The organism is Novosphingobium gossypii, assembly GCF_050433305.1.
GTDB classification, from domain to species: domain Bacteria; phylum Pseudomonadota; class Alphaproteobacteria; order Sphingomonadales; family Sphingomonadaceae; genus Novosphingobium; species Novosphingobium gossypii.
Window position 1 is genome coordinate 220,405 of record NZ_JBNPXM010000001.1, and the last position, 20,707, is coordinate 241,111.

Below are 20,707 nucleotides of genomic sequence, written 5' to 3' on the forward strand. Positions count from 1 at the left end.
GGCGGCGCCGGCGACGGCGATCCTCTGGCGGGCCGAGCCATGACATGGGGCGCCCGGGCCCGCCGGGGGGCGGATGTTCACGAGAAATACCGAGCCAGGTGCATGACGATGATGCCGGGCAGGCTCATCGCCAGCAGAAGCACGAGGGCGACCCACAACCATTCGGTGTAGAGGAACCAGTGCTCTAGGCGATCCGCCAAGGCGGCATCGGCGTCGTGCGTCAGTTGGACGATCGTCTGCGTGTAGAGGCCGTTCCTCACGCTGCCTTCCTTTCGGGCTGGGCGGGTCGCGCGCAGGATGCAGCGGTCAACGGCACGTCGAGGGCGCGGGCCAGGCGGCAAAGGTTGCGGGCGCGTTCGACGCGATCCGGCGTATTGGCCCTACCCAGCGCAGCGTCGCGCGCCTTCTCCAGCGCCTGGCGCCAGATGCTGCGCGGGCACAGATCGGCGGCAAGATCGCGGCGGGCCTCGGACTCCGGCAGAAGGTGTCCGTAAACGGCAGGCGCGCCATTGCCCGGGTAATGGACGATGGTGCGGCGATAGTCGGTGACGTCCGCCGACAGCACGCCGGGTGCATCGCAGATCAGCGCAATGGCCTGCCATGGACGCAGCTGCAGCGCGGCGGTAGCAGCCGGCAGTTCGCCAGCATTGACCATGCGCTTCGCTGCTGAGGTGCGGCGGGTAAGTTCGTCCAGTGCGATGCTGGCAATGGGATCGACTTCAGGCATGGTCCGGCTCTCCGCGCAGGCGGATGCCGCGGCGATTGGAAAGGCCGCTGCGATCCTTGATTGGTGCGAAGCCACGATCCGTCAGCTCGCGCCCGAAGCGGGTCTGCGACCATCGGTCCAGTTCGCACTGCGGCAAGCCGGTGCCGACCGCCCATTCCATGAAATCCCGGTAGAGGCTGGATGACCGCGTAACTGCCAGGCGGTACGACGTGGAGCAGCGGCGTGCTAGCCACTGCTCCACCGGGTGCATGTTCACGGAGCGATCGGCGATGCCGAAGGCGGCGGGGCATGCGTCGCGGAAACGGCTCTCAGCTGCCTCAGCCTGTGTCGTGGCGTTGCGCAGCCGTTTTTGGGCGAGGATCAAATCCTCGCCAGCGCGGCGGCGATGTTCCTGCGCGGCCTTCACTTCCTCGGCCAGCAGGCTGAGGCGCGCGAGGTCGGGTGAGACGGTGCCGCCGATGGCGTCGTCATGTGAGAGTGCGAGGCTCACCGGCGGCGGCCCTTGGTGCGACCCGAGGGCTTGGGGGAAGGTTGATGGACTTCAGGTTGCTCGGTTTCGCGCAGATCGGAGAGCCTGACGGTGCGATTGCCGCTAGCGGACTCACGAGGGGCAAGGCGATCGCGAATACCGATCAGCACGCGATCTTCGGGCCGATGCTCGATGATGCGAACTTTGCGAACGACGTCGTTACCGAGGCAATCCTTGTCGTCGATGTAGGCGGTGGACCCGGCATACGGGTACGGGGCGCTGACGTTCAGCATGTCGTTCTCCAGCAGGCGGGGTGCCTGATGGACCAACACATGCGATATTCGCACTTACGGCGTCAAGCGATAAAAGTGCGAATATCGCATTCCGCGTTTTCACGCCTTCAATTGGTTCGCTTTTTGTTCTTATAATGACGCTGAACTTTTGAGCGAATCTAGATTGGAGGTAACGATGCTGCTCTATCGGGTACGAGTTTTCGGGAAGCCTAAGGCACCTTGGAGGCGCGTGAAAAAGCAGGCGCAGCAAGACGCGCTTCAGCTGGGCCTGGGGGCATTTGATGAGTGGGGTAAGTTCTTCGTCTCAGTGCCGGGAGAGATCGAAGAGCTTCATGAGCGGTTTGTCAGCGAGACCGCCTAGGAAGGTCGACGTCACGCATCGTGTACGAGTATACCCGTCCAAGGATGATGATGGGCTCACTGCCGAGGAGCATTTCTTCGTGGCTATCGTCGGTTGATAGCGGAACAAGCCGAGCAGGATCGGCCTGGAATTCCTTGAAGGTCGTCTGCCCATCTTCGGTTTGAATTACGTAGCGTTTGCCAGGCCAAAGTGCCTTGTCATCGGGATCAATCGTTAAGGTGGTTCCATCTGGGACCACCAGATCCATGGAGTTACCGTCCACTGTCAGGGCGTAGGCATTGGGCGGTGTCTCTGGATCGGAAACAGCGATACGGCGACCGCCAATTTGTTCGGCAGCACGAAATTTGCCCGCCGGCACTGAACCGAGCAGCGGTATGGTCCGGATCCGGTTCCCCAAATCTTCTGGCGCCAACACGCCTTGGATCGCGATCATCTCATCCGCAGTGAGTTTCCGTCCCCCGCGTAGAGCTTTCCCTAGGTAATTGCTGTTCATGCCGATTGCTTCGGCAAGGTCGACGATCGACATGTTTCGAGCGTCTAGCTCGGCTCTGATCTCCTCTGGGCGCATAAGCCCTACCTGAATTGGGCTGCGATTATCGCAACGTCTTAAATCGCACTCACCCCACTTGACTGCAAAGTGCGAATATCGCATTCCACAGGCATGAACTTGCTCGCGAACATTGTGATCGATCATCTCGGCGGCACCTCAGCCGTGTCGAAGATGGTCGAAGCGCCGATGTCGACCGTCCATAGCTGGCGGAAGAATGGGATTCCTCGTTCGCGGTTGGCGCATCTTCGCCTTGCCGCCAAAGCGGATGAAAAGCCGCTGCCAGATGATCTCAATGAACTGCTTCATAGCGCTTCCAATGTCGCATCGCAGCATGACGGGTCTACCGGACAAAAATCTGAAATGTCCGGTTCGCTTGGAGGTGTGGCATGATCCCCGCCCTGGGCCGCATCAAGCGCGCCGTTCGTGAGGCCATAGCTGTGTGCGGTGGCATCGACGGCGCGGCGGCGACGGTATCTCGGGGTCGCTCGGTCGTTGGCGACTGGAACAACCTCAACCATGCCGCGATGCCGCCGCTCGACTGTGTGCTGGCGTTGGATGAGGTGAGTGTTGCAGCCGGCAGCAAGCCGGCGGTGCTGATGGCTCTGGCGCGCGAGCTGGGCCATGTCGCCATCCAGCTGCCCAGTGTTGACGGCGCTACCATGAACCTTGGCGAAGCGCTGATCTCCGCGATGGCAGAGTTCGGCGATATTGCCGCCGCCATCCAGGTGGCGCAGCGGGATGGCAAGGTCTGCGAAGACGACTGCGCAGAGATCCGGCGACAGATCCATGAGGCCCAAGTCTCGCTGGCGTTGCTGGACGCGCTGTATGCCATGAAGGCGGGGGCGGCGTGATCATGTCGGGGCGGCTCGATCGAGACAGCGCGCACTACCGGATCGGACCGCTGACGACCTATGTCGATGCGGCCGAGTTGGAGCGCAACTTCCGGCGTGCCCGTGCAGGCCAGCGCGTCACCTACGCGATCGGCCCTGCGGTCAGCCTGACCGCAACCACGGCGGCACTAGCACGCGCGTGGCATGACGAAGGTCTGTGCTACCTCCATCGCGAACGCGAGGCGACCGGGCGCGGCTTCCTTTACTTCGTGCAGAAGCGCCACGCGGCCACGACCAAGGCGAACGCGGTGTCGGCGGCTTGTCCGATCCGGGGGCGGCCGGAAGAAAAGCTGCTGCACGTCCTGACCGACATCGCAGAGCGCGGCGGCCTGCTCCCCAGCCTGGACCTTCTGGCCGACCGGGCGGAGCTGCCCACGCGGAATGCCGCCGACTACCGCCTTCGCCTGCTGGTGGAGGGCGGGTTCGTGCAGGTCCGGCGCGAGGGCGTGAACCGATACGTGGACATCCTGCGGCAGGAGGCCAGCCAGTGATGAAAGAAGACGAAGAACGCAGCGTCCGGATGCTGCCGCTGTACGCGATCGCGCTGGTGATCGCCTGCGGCGGCGCGGCGGTAGGATACGCCTGTGGTCTGGCTCAGCTGCTGGTCCGACCCTGAAGCCCGGCGCCCGCCGGCACTGATTGCAGCCTGTTTTTGATGAGGTGACCATGGCTACGAAACGTAGTCCGAAGACGCGCGTCCATCGCAGGGCGGCGCGGTGATGTCGGCGCATTCGGATCTAGGCCCGCAGGGGCCGACGCGGATGCAGGTTTGCCTGCTGGCGACCGAAGTCATGCGGATGGCAGGGCAGGCGCGCGAGCTTTGTGGTGCCGGGCCCGGTCTGGATGTCGCGCGAGCGGTCCGCACCCTGCAGAAAGCACGCGACTTGCTGGGCGACCTGACGAGCGATCCGGAGGCCCGCGATGCCGACGGTTGACGAGCGCAAGGCCGAGGTCCGGCGGCGACTGACTATCGGCGCGGTGATCGAACGGCACGTGAAGCTGACCGGCAATGCCAGCAGCGACCGGCGACGTGGCAAGTGCGAGTTTCACGGCAGCACGTCCCTGTCGTTCTCGGTCAAGGCCGCAAATTCCGGCGAAGGCTATGGCCATTGCTTCGGCTGCGGGTGGCATGGCGACATGTTCACGTTCCTGATGGAGCTGAAGGGCTGGCCGTTCATGGAGGCGCTGGCCGAGTTGGAGCGCATGGCGGGTATCTGCGAGACCGGCGGAGACGATCGCGCGGCGCGGGGCACCGTGCAACGCGCGAAGGTCGATCAGCCTCGGCGCGCGCCACGGCAACGCGAACCGGTCGAGCCGATCGATATGGGCCGGTGGATATGGAAGAACGCCGCGCGCAATGACCAGGCCGTGCGCCGGTACTTTATGGGACGGGGCATACCGCAGGCTCAGTTAGGCGCGGAGCGCCTCGCGCATTTCCTCTACATGTCGGACTGCCCGTGCATCAGCTGGCCGCAGGGATCGGACCCGCGGAAGGCGTTGCACGCCCCCGCTGTAATCGCTCTGGTGCGCGTGCCGACGATGGTGGGCAATCCCGCCGCGCTGGAATGGGTGCCGGTGGGTGTCCACGTCACCTATCTGAACCCCGAGGGCACCGGGACGATGAAACGGCGCGCGCCCTGGGCGAAGCCCGATTCGTCGGACCCGTGGCTGCCCAAGCGGCGGATGCTCGGCCCGGTCGGTCGGGGCTGCGTTGTGCTGGGCGACTATCGGCCCGATGCCCGCCTTTGGGTCGGCGAGGGCAACGAAACGGTGCTGTCGGCCATGGCGCTGGGCGATGCTGCTGTCGGCGATGTGGGCATTGCGACCCTCTCCCTCGGCAACCTGCAGGGCGAGATGCGCAAGTTCAATAACAACGTCTGGCCGCTCTATCGCGTGCAACCCGATCCGGAGCGGCCATGCTTCACCGTGCCGCGGCACCGTGGCCCGGTCATGGCCTGCATCGATGCGGACATGAAGCCGCTGAAGGGCATGAAGCACCGCAGTACCGGCGCGTTCCTCGGCGAAGCGCTGGTGGAACGAAAGGGCGGGCCGATCGTGCGGCGCGCGGTCACCGGCGCCGAGCGCGCGCGGATCTGCGCCGAGCTGGTCGTGAAAGGCTGGCAGGCGATCGGGTGCCACGCGCGGGCCGTGCAGCCGCCGCCGGGACAAGATTTCAACGATGCAATTCAGGAGGGATTATGAGCGCGCAGGATGTAGCTGGCGCAAGGGGACCGGCATGACCGGGGGCGAACTGATCGCATTGGCGGAGTGGTGTGAGGCTGCGGCGGGCGCCGACAGGGAGTTGGACGCAGCAGTGTTCCGGTCCATCGGCGCGCCTGTTCCGTTCCAATTTGCCAACAAGCTGTTGGCCTTGACGTTTGACGAGGCCAGGAACGCCTATTTTGCCGACATCGGTGAAATGCGCGTTCGATACGAGCCGCCAGCGTTCACCGCCTCCGTCGACGCAGCGATGACGCTGGTGCCGGAGGGGTGCCTTCACATGGCGCGCACCATTTGGGACGCAGCAGGCAAGACGGCAGGGATTGGGCGCGTTGACCGTTATGTTAGCGGCAAATGGACTGATGGCTTTGACAGCTGCGCAGCCTCGCCCGCGCTCGCCCTAACTGCTGCCGCTCTCCGCGCCCTCGCTTCCATGAAGGACGCGGCATGAGCGACGATCGCCTTCGAGGGCTCGTCCAACGCATCCAGCGGCTGCAGGCAGAGCGCGCCGATATCAGCAAGGACATCAGCGACGTATTCAGCGAGGCCAAGGCGGTCGGGTACGATACCCGGATTATTCGCCAGCTGCTGAAGCGCCTCGCCATGCGGTCGGAGGATCGCCACGAAGCTGATGAAATGCTCGAGCGGTATGAGGCGGACGTCGGGATCACCGGCTCCTCGACGCCGCACGTCGACATGGCGCCGCGTCATCGCGAGCCGTTCGTTGCGCCTGCCGGAGCGACCAGCGAGGAGCAGCTGCGCGCGATCATCAGCAAGATGCTGGAGCTGCGCGCCGAGCGGGTCGAGATGAACGCCGGCATGGCGCTGGAACTGAAGCGGGCCCGATCTGCAGGGTTCGATCCGCGCAAGATCGTGGAGGCCTGCATGTGGATCGAGAAGTGCGACAAGCATGGCCGTCCGCAGATGCTGGCGGCTGAGGAGCTGTTCCAGATTTACCGCGAGATCGGTGAAGGCCCGCGGCCTGAACCCAGGGTCGAGGGCGACAGCAAGCTGGTCGAGATGTTCGCCGGGCCCGCCCCGGCCGAGAAGAAAGCGCCGACGCTGAAGCAGCGCAAGGTCAGCGACGCGCTGGCCTATGCGCAGATCAGCCGGAAGAACAGGGGACTGACGTGAGCGACAAGATAATTGAGGTTCCCGTAGACGACCCGGCCGAGCTGGCTTGGTGGGAACTGAACGACTACGGCAATGCGCGGCGGCTTGAAGTGCTGTCGAAGGGTCTGCTCAAGTGGGTGGACGACCGATACTGGGTAGCGTTCGATGGTCAGAGGTGGTCGGAGCGTGAAGGCCAGTTCCGCGCGCGGGCTGTGGCGCACCTGGTGGCCCAGCATATCCACGATGAGGCGTTCGCGCTGGGCGAGCTGCTTGGCGATCCCACGAGGTCGGACGGGAAGGCACTGGCCGAGCGATACGGAGAATGGTGCACGCCAGAGCGCGCCAGCGACAGGCTGGACATGTTGCACAAGTGGGCGATGAAGAGCGGCAATGCCGTGCAGACCAATGCCATGCTGTCTCAGGCACGCGATATGGAGGGGATGCGCGCCTGGTCAGAGGACTTCGACAAGGATCCCCTGACATACAACGTCCAGAACGGCACCTTGCGGTTCGTGCGGCGCGCCGATGACGGCAAATGGGTGGTACTGTTCCAGGAGCACCATGCGCCCACCGACATGCTGATGCAGATCTCCAACTTCGTCTACGATCCGGCGGCCGAGTGCCCGATGTGGCGGGAGCGCCTGGCGCTGATTCAGCCGGAGCCGGAGCAGCGGGCCGTATTTCCGCGCATGTACGGGCAGACGCTGACCGGGCTGACGGACTGCGAGGAGTTCTACGTCCACAAGGGTGCCGGCGGCGATGGCAAGACGAAAACGCACGAAGTGATCGCGCATGGGCACGGCGATTACTACCGCCATGCCAAGGTGGCGACGTTCCTGAAGGCGGCGTTCCAGAAGGGCGGCAGCGAGCACCGGTCGGACCTTGTGCGCCTGTCAGGCGACGTTCGCATGGTGATTTGCGATGAGCCACCGCTGCATGCGACATGGGATGGCGAAACGCTGAAGCAGGTGACAGGCGGCGGCAACGTCACAGCCCGCGGGGCAAACGAGAAAACCGAGATGACCTTCAAGCCGCGCTGGAAGCTGTTCGTGGAGGTCAATCCGACGCCGAACATGCCCGGTGACGACAAGGGCTTCCGGCGCCGTTTCCGCCTCATCCGGTGGCCAGTGGACCTTTCCAAAACAAAAGATGGGTTCGAGCCTCCTGCCCAGCTGTTCAAGCGACTCACCAGTGAGCTGAGTGGCATCCTGAACTGGATGATCGAAGGCTGCCTTGAATGGCTTGGCGATCGACGTGTGCCTGTGCCGCAGATCGAGGCGGAGCAGCTGGCCGACTTCTGGGCGTCATCCAGTCCGCTGGGCGAATGGCTGGGCGAGCGATGCGAAACCAACGATCGAGAAGCGCAGACGTCATCCAAGGTGCTGCTCGAAGACTTCCGCGCCTGGATGGAGCGGAACGACATCGATGAGGATACGCGGAAGAAATGGACGCCGACCAAGTTCGGTCGCGATCTGTCGCAGCGAACATTCATCGGCAAAAAGGACGGACGGGGCAACAAGGTGCGGGTGGGCATCCGATTGCGTGACCCGAACGCCCATCCGGGTGGAAACGGTCTGGATTACCCCGATAGGGCAACCGAGCAGCCGGCGGAGCCGGCTCGCGATTTCTCGCATGGAACGGGCGGCTTTGATCAGCATGAAAGCTGGGCTGGGCGCGGTTTCGATGACGACGATTTGCTGGGTGACGACTGAAATGCAGGCGGCAATTTCCAAGGTACGGACGGTTACGGACGGTTGGGGTTCAACTGTCCGTATATTGCAGGGCGGCGCGGTTGCGCGTAACCTGATTGGCACCGCCGCTGGGACCAATCGCGCTCGATACGGACGGCTTTACGGTCGGTTTACGGTCGGTTTAAAGGCCAACAGTCCGTATGGTAAGGCCCCGCAAATGCTGGGTTTTTCGGCAATTACGGACGGTTACGGACGGTTCACTAGGGTTCTGGCCCCTTACATGTGCGCCTGCGCGCCTTACGCGTAGCCCCATAACCTACCAACCGTCCGTACCGTCCGTACCTCATCCCATCTTCAAATCATGGTTGTTGATAAAAGGGGAAAATGAATGACTTTGGTGACGTGGCAGGAAGCCGAAGACACCCTGACCGCCGCCGTGGAGTACCTCGGCGCGATGCCGGATCGGGAGCGCGGCTTCCTCGCCGCAGGGCAGCGCTCGGCGTGGCCTGCCATCGTGCGCGATCTGCAGGCCGACTATGCCGATGTGGATGCCAGCCCGTCGCCGCAGCTGACCAGGCGCTGCGCCAACCTCGTGGAGCGCATGCTCACCGGCGAGCGGCCGCTGGCCAATGCGATTCCGGAAGGGCACCGCCCGCTGGTCGGCCGCGTGATCGTGATGAAACGATGGCCTGGGCCTGATGGCTTTGGATGGGATCGTGTGTTCCGCGCGCTGGGTGGCGAGCTTTACAACCTTGCCCGGCGCGATGTGCTGCCGACCACCAGCGACGGTATGCGCAAGGCCTATGAGCGCGCCATCGGGCGGCTTGCCGTGCAGTTGGAGCGGGCGGCGGTGGCAGTTTGAACAAGAGGCAGTGCCAACGAATCGTGGTTGTCCCTGTGTTCAACGCGTCAAGAGTCCCAGATTTTGAACACGAAAATATTGGGTGTCCGTTTGAACAGCTTTCCGGTGTAGCCAGTGGGCACGCTGATCGACGTATGCGGATACAACGGTCGGCTCTCTCCCCTCGTGATGGCGGGCGGCAGTGGCTTAGGCTCCTGCCGCCCGTTCCGTTTGGAACCGTGATGGGTCGCCTCAAGTCCATGCCCTCGCGCCTCGGGGCGCTGCCCTCACGGGTGAAGGCGATGCCCAAGGTGGCGGACCGGTTCTACCAGTCGGCGGAGTGGGCAGAGGCGCGCAAGCGCCAGCCCAACAAGTGGTGCGCGGTATGCGGATCGACCAAGCGGCTGATCCTCGATCATAAGCAGGAGCGAAAGGACGGCGGCGCCGATCTGGACCCTGCCAACCTCGAATGGCTCTGCACCCCCTGCCACAACACCAAGACGGCCGAGGCTAGGGCGAGGCGGGCGAGGGGAGGGCGCTGACCCGCGCCCTGACCGGATGGTTCAGGCAGACGGCGATAAGGCTGAACGGAGGGGGGTGGTCGAAAGTTCGGAGGCCCGGCGGCCCCATGACCGCCGCCCCTCTCATTCGGAGATTTTTTTTGTCGGACGACGGAATTTCTGAGGGCCAGACCGACATGTTCGGCCTGCCGCTGCTGCCTGAAAAGGGTCGCGGTAGGCCTGCGCATGTATGGACCGCCGAGAATTCCAACAAAGTCAGTCTGTTATTCGCGTGCGGGCATAAGGCGGTCGACATTGCCAAGGTGCTCGGCATCACTAAGCCCACGTTTTACAAGCATTATTTTAACGAAATTGCCCGGGCTGGCCACGCGCCGCTGATGATGCGGGCGCGCCAGTTGGAGCGGCTCAACAATGCTGCCGAGGCGGGCAGCGTACCTGCGGAGAAGGCTCTGGCCGGGATGATCCAGGCGGAGCAGGTCCGCACCATGGGCGAGAAGATCAAGGATCGCGGGCGAACCGATGCGCCGCCGGCACCGCGCCTCGGCAAGAAGGAAGCCGCCAAGGAAGCGGCCGCCAGCGCCAGCGGCAAGTTTGCTGCGCGCACGCCGCCGCCTATGCTGCTGAATTGACGGCATGGCTGCCGCGCTGAATTGGTCTACCGCCTGCCCAGACTGGCGGGAGCGGATCGTGGCGCGCGAAAGCCTAGTGCCCTGTGAGCCGCTGTTCCCCAGCAAGGCCGAAGATGCCCTCGGGGTTTTCAAGTCCTTGCAGGTGGTCGACCTGCCGAAGAACGAGAGCGGCCAGCACCCGACGCTGGGCGAAGTTTGCGATCAGTTCGTGTTCGACCTGGTCGCAGCCATCTTCGGTGCGGAAGATCCCGACACGGGCAAGCGGCTGATCAAGGAGTTCATGCTCCTGATCAGCAAAAAGAATGGCAAGTCGATGATCGCGGCCGGCATCATGGTGACGGCGCTGATAGTAAACTGGCGCCCGAACGCGATCCTGCAGATCCTGGCGCCGACGCTGGAAGTCGCCAACAACAGCTTCGAGCCCGCTATGGGAATGGTCCGCGCCGACCCGGACCTGTCTGTGGTGCTGAAGGTCGTCGAGCACCAGCGGCAGATCAAGCACCTGGACACCGGTGCGGTACTGAAGGTCATTGCTGCCGACAGCGATACGGTGGCTGGTGGCAAGGCGTCGATTACGCTGATCGAGGAGCTGTGGCTTTTCGGTAAGAAGCCGAAGGCTGCGGCGATGTTGCGCGAAGCCTTGGGCGGTGGTTCGGCACGGCCCGAGGCATTCACGCTGTACATCACCACCCACTCTGACGAACCGCCCGCCGGTGTGTTCAAGTCCAAGCTGGCATATTTCCGCGACGTTCGTGACGGGGTGATCGACGATCCCGCCACCATGGCGATGCTCTACGAGTGGCCACTGGAGCTCCTGGACGCTGAGACGTACCTGGACCCCGCATTCTTCTACGTCACCAACCCCCACATCGACCGGTCGGTAACGGTGGAGTGGCTGAAGGCCGAGCTGGCCAAGGAACAGATCGGCGAAGGCGAAGGCCTACAGATTTTCCTCGCGAAGCACCTCAATGTCGAGATCGGCATGCGGCTACGCCGGGATCGCTGGCGCGGCGCGGATTACTGGGAAATGCGTGCAGACAGCACGTTGACCCTGACCAGCTTGCTAGCCCGCTGCGAAGTCGTCGTGGTTGGCGTCGACGGCGGCGGACTGGACGACCTTTACGGGCTGTGCGTTGCCGGTCGCGAGCGCGGTACCGGGCGCTGGCTCTACTGGTTCAAAGCCTGGTGCTGGCCTGACGTTCTGGCCCGCCGCAAGGAAATCGTAGCGCAGCTGCTCGATTATCAGAAAGCCGGCGATCTGGTCATCTGTGATGAGGTCATGACCGACGATGGTCTGGGTGAAGACGAGGCCGATTATGAGCGCCCGCAGGACATCCGTGAGATCGTAGCGACGATCAAGCAGGTGAAGGACAGTGGTCTGCTCCCCGAAGCCAGCGCGATCGGTCTGGACCCGCAAGGTGTCAGCGACCTTGTCGACGCATTGGCGGAAATCGGCCTTGAGGCTCCTGCGGTAGTGTCGGTCGGTCAGGGCTATCGCCTTATGTCGGCTATCGTGGGCCTCGCGCGAAAACTGAAATTCTCCGGCGCACTGCATGACGGGTCGGCCATGATGGCTTGGTGCGTCAGCAACGCCAAGGAAGAGCTAGGACGGCAAACCGTGATGATCGTGAAGAACACCCAGGGGACGGGCAAGATCGACCCGTTCATGGCTGGTCTGAACGCCACGAAGCTGCTTGAGCTGAATCCCGTGGCCGCGAACGATAATTCGACGTCGGTCTACGAAAGCCGCGGGCTGGTCGTCCTATGAGCATCGTAAGCGGCTATCGCCTGTCGGCTCAAGCCGCAGCGCGGGAACGGGCGTGGAGCGCGTCGCCCCAGCGCGATGCAGGCATGCACGCAGCTGGCGCTTCGCCGCGGGCGTACTCAGTCGTCGATCTCAAGGCGGAGAGCCTGCCGGACTATCTGCGCGGCGGATATGCATATGGTGCCGGGCGCGCGGTGACCGAGAAGTCGGCGCTGTCCAATGCTACCTTCTTTCGCGCCGTGAACCTGATCGCGTCCACCATCGGCATGCTGCCGCTGAACCTGCATGTAAAGCGGGGCGACAAGCGGGATAAGGCTGACAGCCACCCGGTTTGGAAGCTGTTGCGCACGAAGCCGAACGATTGGCAGACGCCGTATCAGTTCAAGAGCTACATGCAGGGCCGTGCCCTGCTGCGCGGCAATGCCTATGCGTACAAGGTGCCGGGCGTTCGCGGTGTCCAGGCCCTTGCTCCGCTCGACCCCGCGCGCGTGCGGCCGGTGCTGGGTGACGATTTCACGCTTGCTTATGAGTATCAGCCCAAGGTGGGCGGGGTAAAGCGCTTCAAGCCCAGCGAGATCTTCCATCTGCGAGCGCCCTGGTCCAGTGACGGCATCTGCGGGGACGGGTTGCTGAAGGTAGCTGCCGAGGCGCTGGGCCTCGCGCAGGTCACGGACGAGGCCGCAGCGCGCCTCCTGCGCAACGGTGCCTACGTCGGCGGTGTGCTGGAGCATCCGAAGTCTCTGTCGCCCGAGGCCGTGCTGAATCTGCGCGGCCAGTTCGAAGAGCGCTTTGTCGGGACCGAGAACGCGGGTCGATGGGTGGTCGCCGAAGAGGGCATGCAGGTCAAACCGTTCGGGGCGACGGGCAAGGATGCCGAGGGCCTCGCCCAGCGCAAGCACCAGGCTGAAGAGGTCAGCCGCTATACCGGCGTCCCCCGGCCCCTGCTGATGTTCGACGAGACCAGCTGGGGTAGCGGCATCGAGCAGCTGGGCCTGTTCCTGGTCACTTACTGCCTGCTGCCATGGTTCAATGCCTGGGAAGAGACGATCGCGGCCTCGCTTCTCAGCGATGCCGAACGGGACAGCTACTACGCCAAGTTCAACGAAGCCGCCCTGCTACGCGGCTCGCTGAAGGATCAGGCGGAGTTCTTCGCCAAGGCAATCGGTGGACCAGGCGCTGGCGGCTTCATGGTGCCGAATGAGGCGCGCGAGAAAATGGACATGAACCCCGAGCCCTGGGGCGACACCCCGGCATGGATGCAAGGAACTGACGATGCGTAATTCCCCTCGCGTGATGGCGATGGCGCGTCCCGGCGCGCTGCCTGTGCCGGCCGATCGCAAGATATCCGCGCTGACGATGCCATCGGTACTGGACCGGTGGAGCGAGGATGCCGCAGGCCTGCGCGCTCTGGCGCAGGGCGACGCCACCATCACCATGTTCGACGTGATCGGCGAGGACTTCTGGTCCGGCGGCGGGATAACCGCGAAGTCGGTGGCTTCCCAGCTGCGCGCGATCGGCGATCGTCCCGTCGAAGTGCAGGTCAATTCGCCTGGCGGGGACATGTTCGAGGGCATCGCGATTTACAACGTGCTGCGCGAGCATGCGCAGCCCGTCACGATCAAGGTGATGGGCATGGCGGCCAGCGCTGCCTCCATCGTCGCAATGGCCGGTGACCGGGTCGAGATCGGGGCAGCATCATTCCTGATGATCCACAATTGCTGGGTCATGGCGATCGGCAACCGTCACGACATGGCCGAGACCAGCGAGTGGCTGGCGCCCTTCGATCAGGCCATGGCCGAGGTCTACGCCGCGCGCAGTGGCCGCTCCGCTGCGGAATGCGCGAAGTGGATGGACGCCGAATCGTACATGAGCGGGTCGGTTGCCATCGAGCGGGGCTTCGCCGACGCGCTGCTTCCCGCCGATCAGGTGAAGGTGGACGACGACGCGAAGGCCCGCGAGCAGTCCGCCAACAAGCTGCGCTCCATGGAACTGACCCTCGTATCTGCCGGGATGTCCCGCAGTCAGGCGCGAGCGCGCATCAACGAAATCAAGGGCACGCCCGGCGCTGCCCCGGATGACGGCACGCCTGGCGCTGCCGGTGACCAGACCGCCGATATTCAGGCGGATCTCACCTCCCTCCTCGCTGCCGTCACCGGCCGCTAACTCAAGGACTGCCCATGAAAAAGATCGCCTTCGTGGCGGGCACCTCGCTCGCCGCTCTCGCCGCCATGCCCGCTCCCCGCGCGGTACAGGCCGCTCCTCGCGCCGATGCATCCGACCCCAAGGCGCTGATCGCGCAAATTCAGGCCGCCGTGCAGGAGATGCGCGAGACCAACGACACGCGCCTGAACAAGATCGAGGCGAAGATCGACCCGCTCGACGTCGCCAAGTTCGACCGGATCAACAGCGACGTCTCCGCGCTCGAATCCTCTCTCGACGACGTCATGAAGCAGCTGGCCGCCGCCAAGCTGGGCGGCAATGGCGTCGGTCCGACCAATCCCGAGCATACCGAGCAGATCTCTGCCTACATCCGCAAGGGCGTGGAACCGACCGTTCAGGCGGCCATGTCGGAAGGAACCGACTCCGCTGGCGGCTATATCGTTCCAATCGAGTGGGACCGCACGATAACCGACAAGCTGAAGCAGCGTAGCCCGATCCGGGAGAACGCGCAGGTCATCACTGTGGGCGACCGGGGCTTCATCCGCGTCTACAACGATGGCGTGGTGGGCTCCGGCTGGGTCGGCGAGACTGCGGCGCGCCCGGAAACCACGACCCCCGGCCTGTCCACGCTTCAGTTCGACCTGGGCGAGATCTACGCGAACCCGGCCATCACCCAGCGCATGCTGGACGATGCCGGCTTCGATCTGGAACAGTGGCTGACCAGTGAGGTCGACGGCGAGTTCGCCATCCAGGAGAACATTGCCTTCATCTCCGGCAACGGCGTCAACAAGCCGTTCGGCATCCTGACCTACGTCACCGGCGCGGCCAACGCGGCGAAGCATCCGTTCGGCGCGATTGCGACGACCACTGTTGCCGGCGCCGCGGCAATCACGGCGGACGAGCTGCTGACGCTGGTCTACTCGATGCCCAGCGAGCGCGAGGACAACGCCAAGTTTTACCTCAACCGTTCGACGCTGGGCGCGCTGCGCAAGCTCAAGGATGGCCAGGGGAACTACCTGTGGCAGCCCAGCTACGTTGCGGGTGAGCCGCAGAACCTGGTTGGCTATCCGGTGGTCGAAGTGTCCGGCATGCCGACGCTCGCGACCGGCAACGTCACGGTGCTCTTCGGCAACATGGAGAAGACGTACCTCGTCATTGATCGCTTCGGCACTCGCGTCCTGCGCGACCCGTTCACCAACAAGCCCTACGTCCACTTCTACACGACCAAGCGCGTCGGCGGCGGCGTGCAGAACCCCGAATACATGAAGGCCATCAAGCAGGCCTGACGAAACAGGCGGGCGCGGCCTCGGTCGCGTCCGCCCTCCTTCCGGCTCGCGCCGAGTGCGCGAACCTGAAGGGGTGGCAATCGAAGGAGTTTTCGCATGACCGCAACCAAAGACACCAAGGCTAAGTCGGACGACAAGGAACTGGCCAACAAAGACAATCTGACCCCGGCGACTGACGTGGCTGCATCTGGCGCGATCGTCGAGCCCGAGATCCTGGAAGGCATCGATACCTCGCACCCGGCAGTCGACGCAAATCCCCGTGCCGAGGTGCCGAAGCAAAGCAATCAGATCGACTTCAACGATCCGACCATCAGCCAGGAGGAAGCGGTGGAACGCAACCTCAAGGGCGACGACTGACCACGCTGGCTGACCGGACCCGCAGATGATCTTCGAGCTGCTGCATGCGCCGTTTCCGAACGGGTACAGCGATGCCCTGCTACCGCTGGCGGAGTGCAAGAAGCATCTGCGGGTTACCAGTCCCGATGAAGACGATCTGATCAAGGTGCTGCGCGACGCGGCGATCGAATTCATCGAGCAGTATTGCGCGGTGCGGCTTGGGCCCATGACGGGCCTGCGGTGGCGGGCGCAGGCATTTCCATGCGCTGCCAGCATTCCGCTGATGCTGAGTGTCTCACCAGTCACAGAGATCTCGGCGGTGACCTGGCGCGATGGGGCTGGGGTGGAGGTAATCGGGGTGGCGAGCAACTATCGCTTTTCCGCGTCGGGCGATGTGCTCCCTGCCATCAATGGCCGGTGGCCTACCGGGGTTGGGGGATCGGTGGTTATCGAATTCAGCGCGGGATATCCCGCCAACGGCGCGCCGCGGTCGCTGCTGATGGCGGCGAAGATGTTCCTGGGGCACCTTTGGATGCATCGCGAAGCGGTGGTCGACAGCGGTTCCACCGGCGAGGTGCCGTTCGGCGTTCGTCAGCTATGTTCGCCTTTTCGCCGGGTGCTGATCTGATGCGGCCGGCGGGGCAGCGGGACAAGCTGGTGCGGATCGAACGGACCAGCGCAGCAGAGGACGATCACGGCGAGCAGGTTTCGGACTGGGCCGAGATCGGGCGCGAGTGGTCCCGGGTGCTGTTCGGCACCGGCTATGAGCGTCGATCCGGCGCCGTCCAGGCGGGTGCACAGCCGGCGACGTTCCAGGTGCTGGACAACAGCCTGACGCGCGATCTGACAGTGCGCGACCGGATCGTCTGGAACGGCATGGCGTGGAGCATCGTCGGGATCGCGCCGATCAGCCGGGGTGAAATCGAGATCACGACTCTGGGCGTCGCGCTGTGAGCTTCGAGGCCGATCTGCGCAAGCGCCTGCTGGACGATGCCGCCGTGGACGAACTTGCCGCTGGAAAGGTGCACTGGGCGCTGCGCCCCGACGGGGAAGAGCCGCCCAGCGTGGTCCTGCTGGTGGTGTCCGACAACCGGGGGCAGCACCTGGAGGGGTTTCACAGCCTGTGGGACACGCGGGTGCAGCTGGATTGCTATGGCGCGCGGCATACCGATGCCTGCGCGCTGCGCGACGCGGTGATTGCCTGCATCGCCCCCTACGCCGTGGTCGGCGGAACCCGCTTCGACCACGCCGAGATCAACAACGTCATGGACCGGGGCGAGGACGCCCCGTCCTCCACAGCGCCGATCAAGTTCATCCACCGCCAGATGATCGACGCGACATTCTGGCGCGGAAAAGCAGGAGCATAGTACCATGCCTTCAGAAGTGACGACGGGCCACGGCTCCCAGCTGTGGATCACGATCGCCGGCACGCCCGTGCGTGTCGCCGAAGTCGACGACATCCCCGAAGAGCCCAATTTCACCACGACGCTGTACGAAACCAGCAGCTTCGACACCGTAGCGGTCAAAGAATTCAAGAAGCACCCGCTGAAGGAAGGTGCGGAATTCACCATCAGCGGCAACCGCGTACTGGGATCGGCATCGCAGGTGGCACTTGCGGCGGCCGAGGCGGCGGAGGGGGCGCTGCCCTATCGCATCGTCCTGCCGCAGGGCGAGGATACCTACGAGGTGACCGGTTCGGCGCTGTTCTACAACCTCAAGTACCTGAATAACGCCAACGAAAAGCGCCGCTTCCAGATCACCATGAAGCCGACCAGCGCATCCACCACCGCCGAAGAAGACGAGACGCCCTGATGCTGGCCCCGTTCGACGCGCGCACGGCGCTGGAAGTTGAAGGCGAGGCCGTGACGCTGCGGCTGAACTTCGCCGGGATCGCCATGTGCGAGGAACTGGGCGTGGACCTGTTCAGCGCCGACGGCGTGCCCCAAACGATGAGCCGCATCGCGCTGGTGGTGAAGGGCCTTGCCATCAGCGAACATCCCGAGATGACGGCAGACCAGGCGCTGGCGATCGTGGCCGCCCTGGGCCCGGTGAAGGTAGTGGAAGCCGTGCTGGCCCTGATCGGCCGGTTCGGCGCGCAGGCCGAGGAAACGGAGGGAAACGTGCAGACGGCGAAGGAGAGCGTGCCGACTGTCAACTAACGGTCCCCGATTTCTTCGCCATGTGGTGCCAGGCCGGTTTCGATCCGGACCGGTTCTGGCGCCAGACGCCGCGGCATTTCCAGATGGCGATGCGCGGGGTGCGCAAGCGGTTGCGGTCAGAGGCGGACGGCCGGCTGCGGCAGGCCCACATGACGGCGACGTTCACGGCGCTGACGCAGAGCAAAGGCGGGCTGAAGCCGGTGGACCACTACCTGCGGCGGGAGGCGCGCAGGCAGTCGCCCAAGGAACTGCACGGCATCTTCAAGGCGATGAAGGCCAGCGGGATGCCGTTGCGGATCAGGAAGGTGCGGAAGGGTAGAACGTAACGCTGCGTGATGTATTCATGCCGTTATGCGAATCGCTTTTCTTTTGTTGGTCATGGCAGTCGCGGCCTGCGGTGCAGAACCTGATGCACGCGATAGCCGAGATCCGATTGTTTGGGAGCCAGCGCCCGGCGGCGGATTCTTTCGTCTCGAACGTCGCCTTGTCGGCGATACTTCGATGCCTGAAGCCGAGCGCTGCTGGGGCGAAAAAGGAAATTACACATGCGTGAACGTCCGTGGCATCGGCGAGCACACAACTGTTAAGAAGATCTTCTACAAAAGCCTGCCCAGCAATGCGCAGCGATATCCAGATTCAACAGAGAGCGCCTATAGCTGCGGCTACTCGACGTTGATGGGAACAACCATCGATGAGAGAATTAGTAAAGGCGATGCGCTGCTATTAGAGAACACGGTTAAACCTCCGATCGGAGAGAATAGAAAACCGTGGCGCAAAGGATATGTCCTCGGGTTCTTGCGGGACAATAAGCTGAAATCGGAAGAAGCATACTTCGAATGCTTAAGAATCGTTGATGTAATTCGCGATGGGAGTTTGGAGTCGCTTGGTACCACCCTACTCGCGAAATCAGCTCTCGACTGAAAGTTTTGCCCTGAGAAGACGACGAATTGCCTCAGGCCTTGACGGAGCATCTTTCTGGTCAGCGATCCAAGCATCCAGCAAGTCCAGGAGCGAGCGCTCAACTCGAATGTTCACTGCCTCGCTGTCGATACGCGGGCGGCCACGGGACGGTTTTTTAGCAGGATTTATTGACACGCGCATTTTATAGCGCGATAAAAGCGGGGACGGAAGAGTGTTCGAGCACTCCTCCGCCCCTAACCATCAACATGGAGTCACCCATGTATCAGGCTGATTTCGCCCCTAGCACGGGGCTGCTGGTCGCTGCGACCGGATTTTTCCGCAGAAAGTCCACCCCGTGGTTGGACGTGCTGTTCTGTTCCCATCGCGAGGTGGCGACCCTGCGGATCGCCGCGCCGGGCATGACCGACGAGGCGCTGTCCGATGCCGCCGACATTCTGGTTGCCAACATCGAGGCGGTGCAGTTTCCCAAGGTGTTGCAGCCGCTGGCGAACGGCGCGGTCAACGCGTTGATCTCCATCGCCAGCGTGGGGGATACGCTGCGCCGCGATGAAGCGAACGTGGAATGCGAACTGGCCGAGGCGGAGGATTACTTGGCGACGGCCCTGGCGCTGGTGGAGACGGTGCGATGACGAGGCTGTCCCGCCGGGCCGCGATCACCGGCGCGCTTGTGGCCATGCCGATCGCGGCGATGCCGGTGATAGCGGCTGCGCCTGTGGACGCGCAATTCTGGGGAGCACACGCCACGTGGCGGAACGCGCACCAGGCATGGGTGACCGATTGCGACATGTCCGACGAGAGCTGGGGCTGGCATGTCAGTGCGGTTTCCTCCGCCTACATCACGATGCTGCGGATGCCGGTCCAATCGGTGAAAGCCGTGATGGCGAAGCTGGAAGCGGCGCAGCCGGACGAATGGGATAACCACGAGGCAGGCGATATTCTGGCTTTGATCAAGGCTGACCTGATCCGCCTGACTGAGAACGGAGTGGCGGCGTGAACGCGCTGGTCCGGGTGGCCGAGGGCCGCGTGGTGGCGGACAGTCGCGATGTGGCAGCCGAGTTCGGCAAACGCCATGACAATGTGTTGCGCGCTATTGATACGATGCTGAAGGATCAGTCGGGGTTCGCCCTCAATTTTGAGGTCGAAGCCTATCCTGCGGTCGCAGGCTCTGGTGGCACTCGAATGGCCCGCCGGTTCGACATGGACCGCAAGGGCTTTATGCTGCTGGTGATGGGCTTCTCCGGATCGAAGGCACTGGCCATCAAGAGCCGGTGGATCGATGCCTTCGATGCGATGGAGCGGGCGCTGCTCGACGGCCCTGTCCGCGCCAGCAACGATACGGCGGTGCCGCCGATCGGCGAGATGACGCGGAAGGTTGCAGTGTGCGAAGCCTATCGCCGGATGTTCGGCCCCGACGCCGGGCGCTGGATGGTGGGGGTGCTGGGCCTGCCGGTGCCGCCGGCCGCGATGATCGCCTACGAACCGGATGGCATGGTGCTTGCCGCCGACAACGTGACGGCTTGGGTAACCGAATGCTGCGTGCGCGATCCGGAGGCGAAGGCGGCAGCCGGAGACCTGTACGCCAGCTATGGCGAATGGTGCGCCGAAGGAAAGCGGGTGCCGGAAACCCAGACCGGGTTCGGCCGCGCGCTGTCCCGCATGGGGTTTGCGCCGTACAAGAGCGGCGCGGGCCGGATGGTGCGGCGGGGCCTGTCCCTGCTGATCTGATTTCGCAGACGAGTGATCAATTTCAACCGCCTCCGGCAGCGATGCCGGGG

General features: G+C 63.8%; 34 protein-coding genes. 28 read left to right on the forward strand and 6 right to left on the reverse strand.

The annotated features are described in order from the left end of the window. Window positions 1-77: 77 nt before the first annotated feature. The 4 genes from GGR40_RS01135 to GGR40_RS01150 are packed head-to-tail and all read right to left on the reverse strand — an operon-like array spanning window position 78 to window position 1,525. Entirely contained in the window at window positions 78-260 is a 183-nt protein-coding gene (locus GGR40_RS01135) for a hypothetical protein (protein WP_429274358.1), read from the reverse strand. After that, window positions 257-727, reverse strand: coding sequence for a hypothetical protein (locus GGR40_RS01140; protein WP_429274359.1), 471 nt, complete (start codon window positions 725-727; stop codon window positions 257-259). The genes GGR40_RS01135 and GGR40_RS01140 overlap by 4 nt, the downstream gene beginning before the upstream one ends. Further along, a complete protein-coding gene (locus GGR40_RS01145; RefSeq protein ID WP_429274360.1) occupies window positions 720-1,217 on the reverse strand; it encodes a hypothetical protein in 498 nt (165 codons plus the stop codon). Before GGR40_RS01145 ends, GGR40_RS01140 begins: the two co-directional genes overlap by 8 nt. Beyond that, a complete protein-coding gene (locus GGR40_RS01150) occupies window positions 1,214-1,525 on the reverse strand; it encodes a hypothetical protein (RefSeq protein WP_429274361.1) in 312 nt (103 codons plus the stop codon). Before GGR40_RS01150 ends, GGR40_RS01145 begins: the two co-directional genes overlap by 4 nt. A gap of 193 nt (window positions 1,526-1,718) precedes the next feature. Here GGR40_RS01150 and GGR40_RS01155 point away from each other — a divergent pair, with 193 nt between their 5' ends. After that, complete coding sequence (locus GGR40_RS01155; protein ID WP_429274362.1) at window positions 1,719-1,850, forward strand: hypothetical protein; 132 nt, start codon at window positions 1,719-1,721, stop codon at window positions 1,848-1,850. Here the strand turns inward: GGR40_RS01155 and GGR40_RS01160 are convergent. After that, the gene (locus tag GGR40_RS01160) at window positions 1,834-2,544 is read right to left on the reverse strand and encodes a LexA family transcriptional regulator (RefSeq protein ID WP_429274363.1); all 711 of its coding nucleotides are present in this window, start codon (window positions 2,542-2,544) and stop codon (window positions 1,834-1,836) included. The two genes, GGR40_RS01155 and GGR40_RS01160, sit on opposite strands and share 17 nt — an antisense overlap. On the opposite strand from GGR40_RS01160, the gene GGR40_RS01165 reads away from it, so the two are divergent. The 24 genes from GGR40_RS01165 (at window position 2,512) to GGR40_RS01280 (ending at window position 18,932) form a co-directional block, all read left to right on the forward strand. After that, a complete protein-coding gene (locus tag GGR40_RS01165) occupies window positions 2,512-2,790 on the forward strand; it encodes a hypothetical protein (RefSeq protein WP_429274364.1) in 279 nt (92 codons plus the stop codon). The two genes, GGR40_RS01160 and GGR40_RS01165, sit on opposite strands and share 33 nt — an antisense overlap. Continuing rightward, window positions 2,787-3,251, forward strand: coding sequence for a phage regulatory CII family protein (locus tag GGR40_RS01170; RefSeq protein ID WP_429274365.1), 465 nt, complete (start codon window positions 2,787-2,789; stop codon window positions 3,249-3,251). Before GGR40_RS01165 ends, GGR40_RS01170 begins: the two co-directional genes overlap by 4 nt. Continuing rightward, the gene (locus GGR40_RS01175) at window positions 3,248-3,781 is read left to right on the forward strand and encodes a hypothetical protein (RefSeq protein ID WP_429274366.1); all 534 of its coding nucleotides are present in this window, start codon (window positions 3,248-3,250) and stop codon (window positions 3,779-3,781) included. Before GGR40_RS01170 ends, GGR40_RS01175 begins: the two co-directional genes overlap by 4 nt. Continuing rightward, window positions 3,781-3,906, forward strand: a complete 126-nt coding sequence (locus GGR40_RS01180; protein ID WP_429274367.1) for a hypothetical protein — start codon at window positions 3,781-3,783, stop codon at window positions 3,904-3,906. The genes GGR40_RS01175 and GGR40_RS01180 overlap by 1 nt, the downstream gene beginning before the upstream one ends. Window positions 3,907-4,009: 103 nt before the next feature. Continuing rightward, on the forward strand, window positions 4,010-4,225 hold the full coding sequence (locus GGR40_RS01185) for a hypothetical protein (protein ID WP_429274368.1): 216 nt from the start codon (window positions 4,010-4,012) through the stop codon (window positions 4,223-4,225). After that, entirely contained in the window at window positions 4,212-5,492 is a 1,281-nt protein-coding gene (locus GGR40_RS01190) for a CHC2 zinc finger domain-containing protein (protein WP_429274369.1), read from the forward strand. The genes GGR40_RS01185 and GGR40_RS01190 overlap by 14 nt, the downstream gene beginning before the upstream one ends. Window positions 5,493-5,526: 34 nt before the next feature. Continuing rightward, on the forward strand, window positions 5,527-5,961 hold the full coding sequence (locus GGR40_RS01195; RefSeq protein WP_429274370.1) for a hypothetical protein: 435 nt from the start codon (window positions 5,527-5,529) through the stop codon (window positions 5,959-5,961). Beyond that, window positions 5,958-6,644, forward strand: coding sequence for a DUF2312 domain-containing protein (locus GGR40_RS01200; protein ID WP_429274371.1), 687 nt, complete (start codon window positions 5,958-5,960; stop codon window positions 6,642-6,644). Before GGR40_RS01195 ends, GGR40_RS01200 begins: the two co-directional genes overlap by 4 nt. Continuing rightward, window positions 6,641-8,335 (forward strand): DNA primase family protein, encoded by a 1,695-nt coding sequence (locus GGR40_RS01205; RefSeq protein WP_429274372.1) that lies wholly within the window; start codon window positions 6,641-6,643, stop codon window positions 8,333-8,335. The genes GGR40_RS01200 and GGR40_RS01205 overlap by 4 nt, the downstream gene beginning before the upstream one ends. A gap of 367 nt (window positions 8,336-8,702) precedes the next feature. After that, entirely contained in the window at window positions 8,703-9,176 is a 474-nt protein-coding gene (locus GGR40_RS01210; protein ID WP_429274373.1) for a hypothetical protein, read from the forward strand. A gap of 221 nt (window positions 9,177-9,397) precedes the next feature. Next, complete coding sequence (locus GGR40_RS01215) at window positions 9,398-9,697, forward strand: HNH endonuclease signature motif containing protein (protein WP_429274374.1); 300 nt, start codon at window positions 9,398-9,400, stop codon at window positions 9,695-9,697. Window positions 9,698-9,783: 86 nt separating this feature from the next. Beyond that, window positions 9,784-10,305, forward strand: a complete 522-nt coding sequence (locus GGR40_RS01220; RefSeq protein ID WP_429274375.1) for a hypothetical protein — start codon at window positions 9,784-9,786, stop codon at window positions 10,303-10,305. Window positions 10,306-10,309: 4 nt separating this feature from the next. Continuing rightward, window positions 10,310-12,073: a terminase large subunit gene (locus tag GGR40_RS01225; RefSeq protein ID WP_429274376.1), complete on the forward strand. Its 1,764-nt coding sequence runs from the start codon at window positions 10,310-10,312 to the stop codon at window positions 12,071-12,073. Further along, window positions 12,070-13,350 carry a phage portal protein gene (locus GGR40_RS01230; RefSeq protein ID WP_429274377.1) on the forward strand — a complete coding sequence of 427 codons (1,281 nt, stop codon included), beginning with the start codon at window positions 12,070-12,072 and terminating at the stop codon, window positions 13,348-13,350. Before GGR40_RS01225 ends, GGR40_RS01230 begins: the two co-directional genes overlap by 4 nt. Continuing rightward, a complete protein-coding gene (locus GGR40_RS01235) occupies window positions 13,343-14,233 on the forward strand; it encodes a head maturation protease, ClpP-related (RefSeq protein WP_429274378.1) in 891 nt (296 codons plus the stop codon). The genes GGR40_RS01230 and GGR40_RS01235 overlap by 8 nt, the downstream gene beginning before the upstream one ends. Before the next feature lie 14 nt (window positions 14,234-14,247). After that, window positions 14,248-15,516: a phage major capsid protein gene (locus tag GGR40_RS01240; protein WP_429274379.1), complete on the forward strand. Its 1,269-nt coding sequence runs from the start codon at window positions 14,248-14,250 to the stop codon at window positions 15,514-15,516. 96 nt (window positions 15,517-15,612) lie between these two features. Then, window positions 15,613-15,873, forward strand: coding sequence for a hypothetical protein (locus tag GGR40_RS01245; RefSeq protein WP_429274380.1), 261 nt, complete (start codon window positions 15,613-15,615; stop codon window positions 15,871-15,873). A gap of 25 nt (window positions 15,874-15,898) precedes the next feature. Then, window positions 15,899-16,480 (forward strand): head-tail connector protein, encoded by a 582-nt coding sequence (locus GGR40_RS01250; RefSeq protein WP_429274381.1) that lies wholly within the window; start codon window positions 15,899-15,901, stop codon window positions 16,478-16,480. Next, the gene (locus GGR40_RS01255; RefSeq protein ID WP_429274382.1) at window positions 16,480-16,806 is read left to right on the forward strand and encodes a phage head completion protein; all 327 of its coding nucleotides are present in this window, start codon (window positions 16,480-16,482) and stop codon (window positions 16,804-16,806) included. The genes GGR40_RS01250 and GGR40_RS01255 overlap by 1 nt, the downstream gene beginning before the upstream one ends. Next, complete coding sequence (gp17, locus tag GGR40_RS01260) at window positions 16,803-17,219, forward strand: tail completion protein gp17 (RefSeq protein ID WP_429274383.1); 417 nt, start codon at window positions 16,803-16,805, stop codon at window positions 17,217-17,219. Before GGR40_RS01255 ends, gp17 begins: the two co-directional genes overlap by 4 nt. A gap of 4 nt (window positions 17,220-17,223) precedes the next feature. Continuing rightward, window positions 17,224-17,664 (forward strand): hypothetical protein, encoded by a 441-nt coding sequence (locus GGR40_RS01265; protein ID WP_429274384.1) that lies wholly within the window; start codon window positions 17,224-17,226, stop codon window positions 17,662-17,664. Continuing rightward, the gene (locus GGR40_RS01270; protein WP_429274385.1) at window positions 17,664-18,011 is read left to right on the forward strand and encodes a hypothetical protein; all 348 of its coding nucleotides are present in this window, start codon (window positions 17,664-17,666) and stop codon (window positions 18,009-18,011) included. The genes GGR40_RS01265 and GGR40_RS01270 overlap by 1 nt, the downstream gene beginning before the upstream one ends. A gap of 83 nt (window positions 18,012-18,094) precedes the next feature. Beyond that, window positions 18,095-18,337 (forward strand): hypothetical protein, encoded by a 243-nt coding sequence (locus GGR40_RS01275; protein WP_429274386.1) that lies wholly within the window; start codon window positions 18,095-18,097, stop codon window positions 18,335-18,337. A 25-nt stretch (window positions 18,338-18,362) separates the two neighbouring features. After that, window positions 18,363-18,932, forward strand: a complete 570-nt coding sequence (locus GGR40_RS01280; RefSeq protein WP_429274387.1) for a hypothetical protein — start codon at window positions 18,363-18,365, stop codon at window positions 18,930-18,932. Here GGR40_RS01280 and GGR40_RS01285 read toward each other — a convergent pair. Beyond that, window positions 18,918-19,112 (reverse strand): ribbon-helix-helix protein, CopG family, encoded by a 195-nt coding sequence (locus GGR40_RS01285; RefSeq protein ID WP_429274388.1) that lies wholly within the window; start codon window positions 19,110-19,112, stop codon window positions 18,918-18,920. The genes GGR40_RS01280 and GGR40_RS01285 overlap by 15 nt on opposite strands. Window positions 19,113-19,189: 77 nt before the next feature. On the opposite strand from GGR40_RS01285, the gene GGR40_RS01290 reads away from it, so the two are divergent. Genes GGR40_RS01290 through GGR40_RS01300 form a run of 3 tightly spaced genes read left to right on the forward strand, consistent with a single transcriptional unit; the run spans window position 19,190 to window position 20,657 of the window. Next, on the forward strand, window positions 19,190-19,561 hold the full coding sequence (locus GGR40_RS01290) for a hypothetical protein (RefSeq protein ID WP_429274389.1): 372 nt from the start codon (window positions 19,190-19,192) through the stop codon (window positions 19,559-19,561). Continuing rightward, complete coding sequence (locus GGR40_RS01295) at window positions 19,558-19,926, forward strand: hypothetical protein (RefSeq protein ID WP_429274390.1); 369 nt, start codon at window positions 19,558-19,560, stop codon at window positions 19,924-19,926. The genes GGR40_RS01290 and GGR40_RS01295 overlap by 4 nt, the downstream gene beginning before the upstream one ends. Further along, complete coding sequence (locus tag GGR40_RS01300; protein ID WP_429274391.1) at window positions 19,923-20,657, forward strand: Rha family transcriptional regulator; 735 nt, start codon at window positions 19,923-19,925, stop codon at window positions 20,655-20,657. The genes GGR40_RS01295 and GGR40_RS01300 overlap by 4 nt, the downstream gene beginning before the upstream one ends. The last annotated feature ends 50 nt before the right edge of the window (window positions 20,658-20,707 follow it).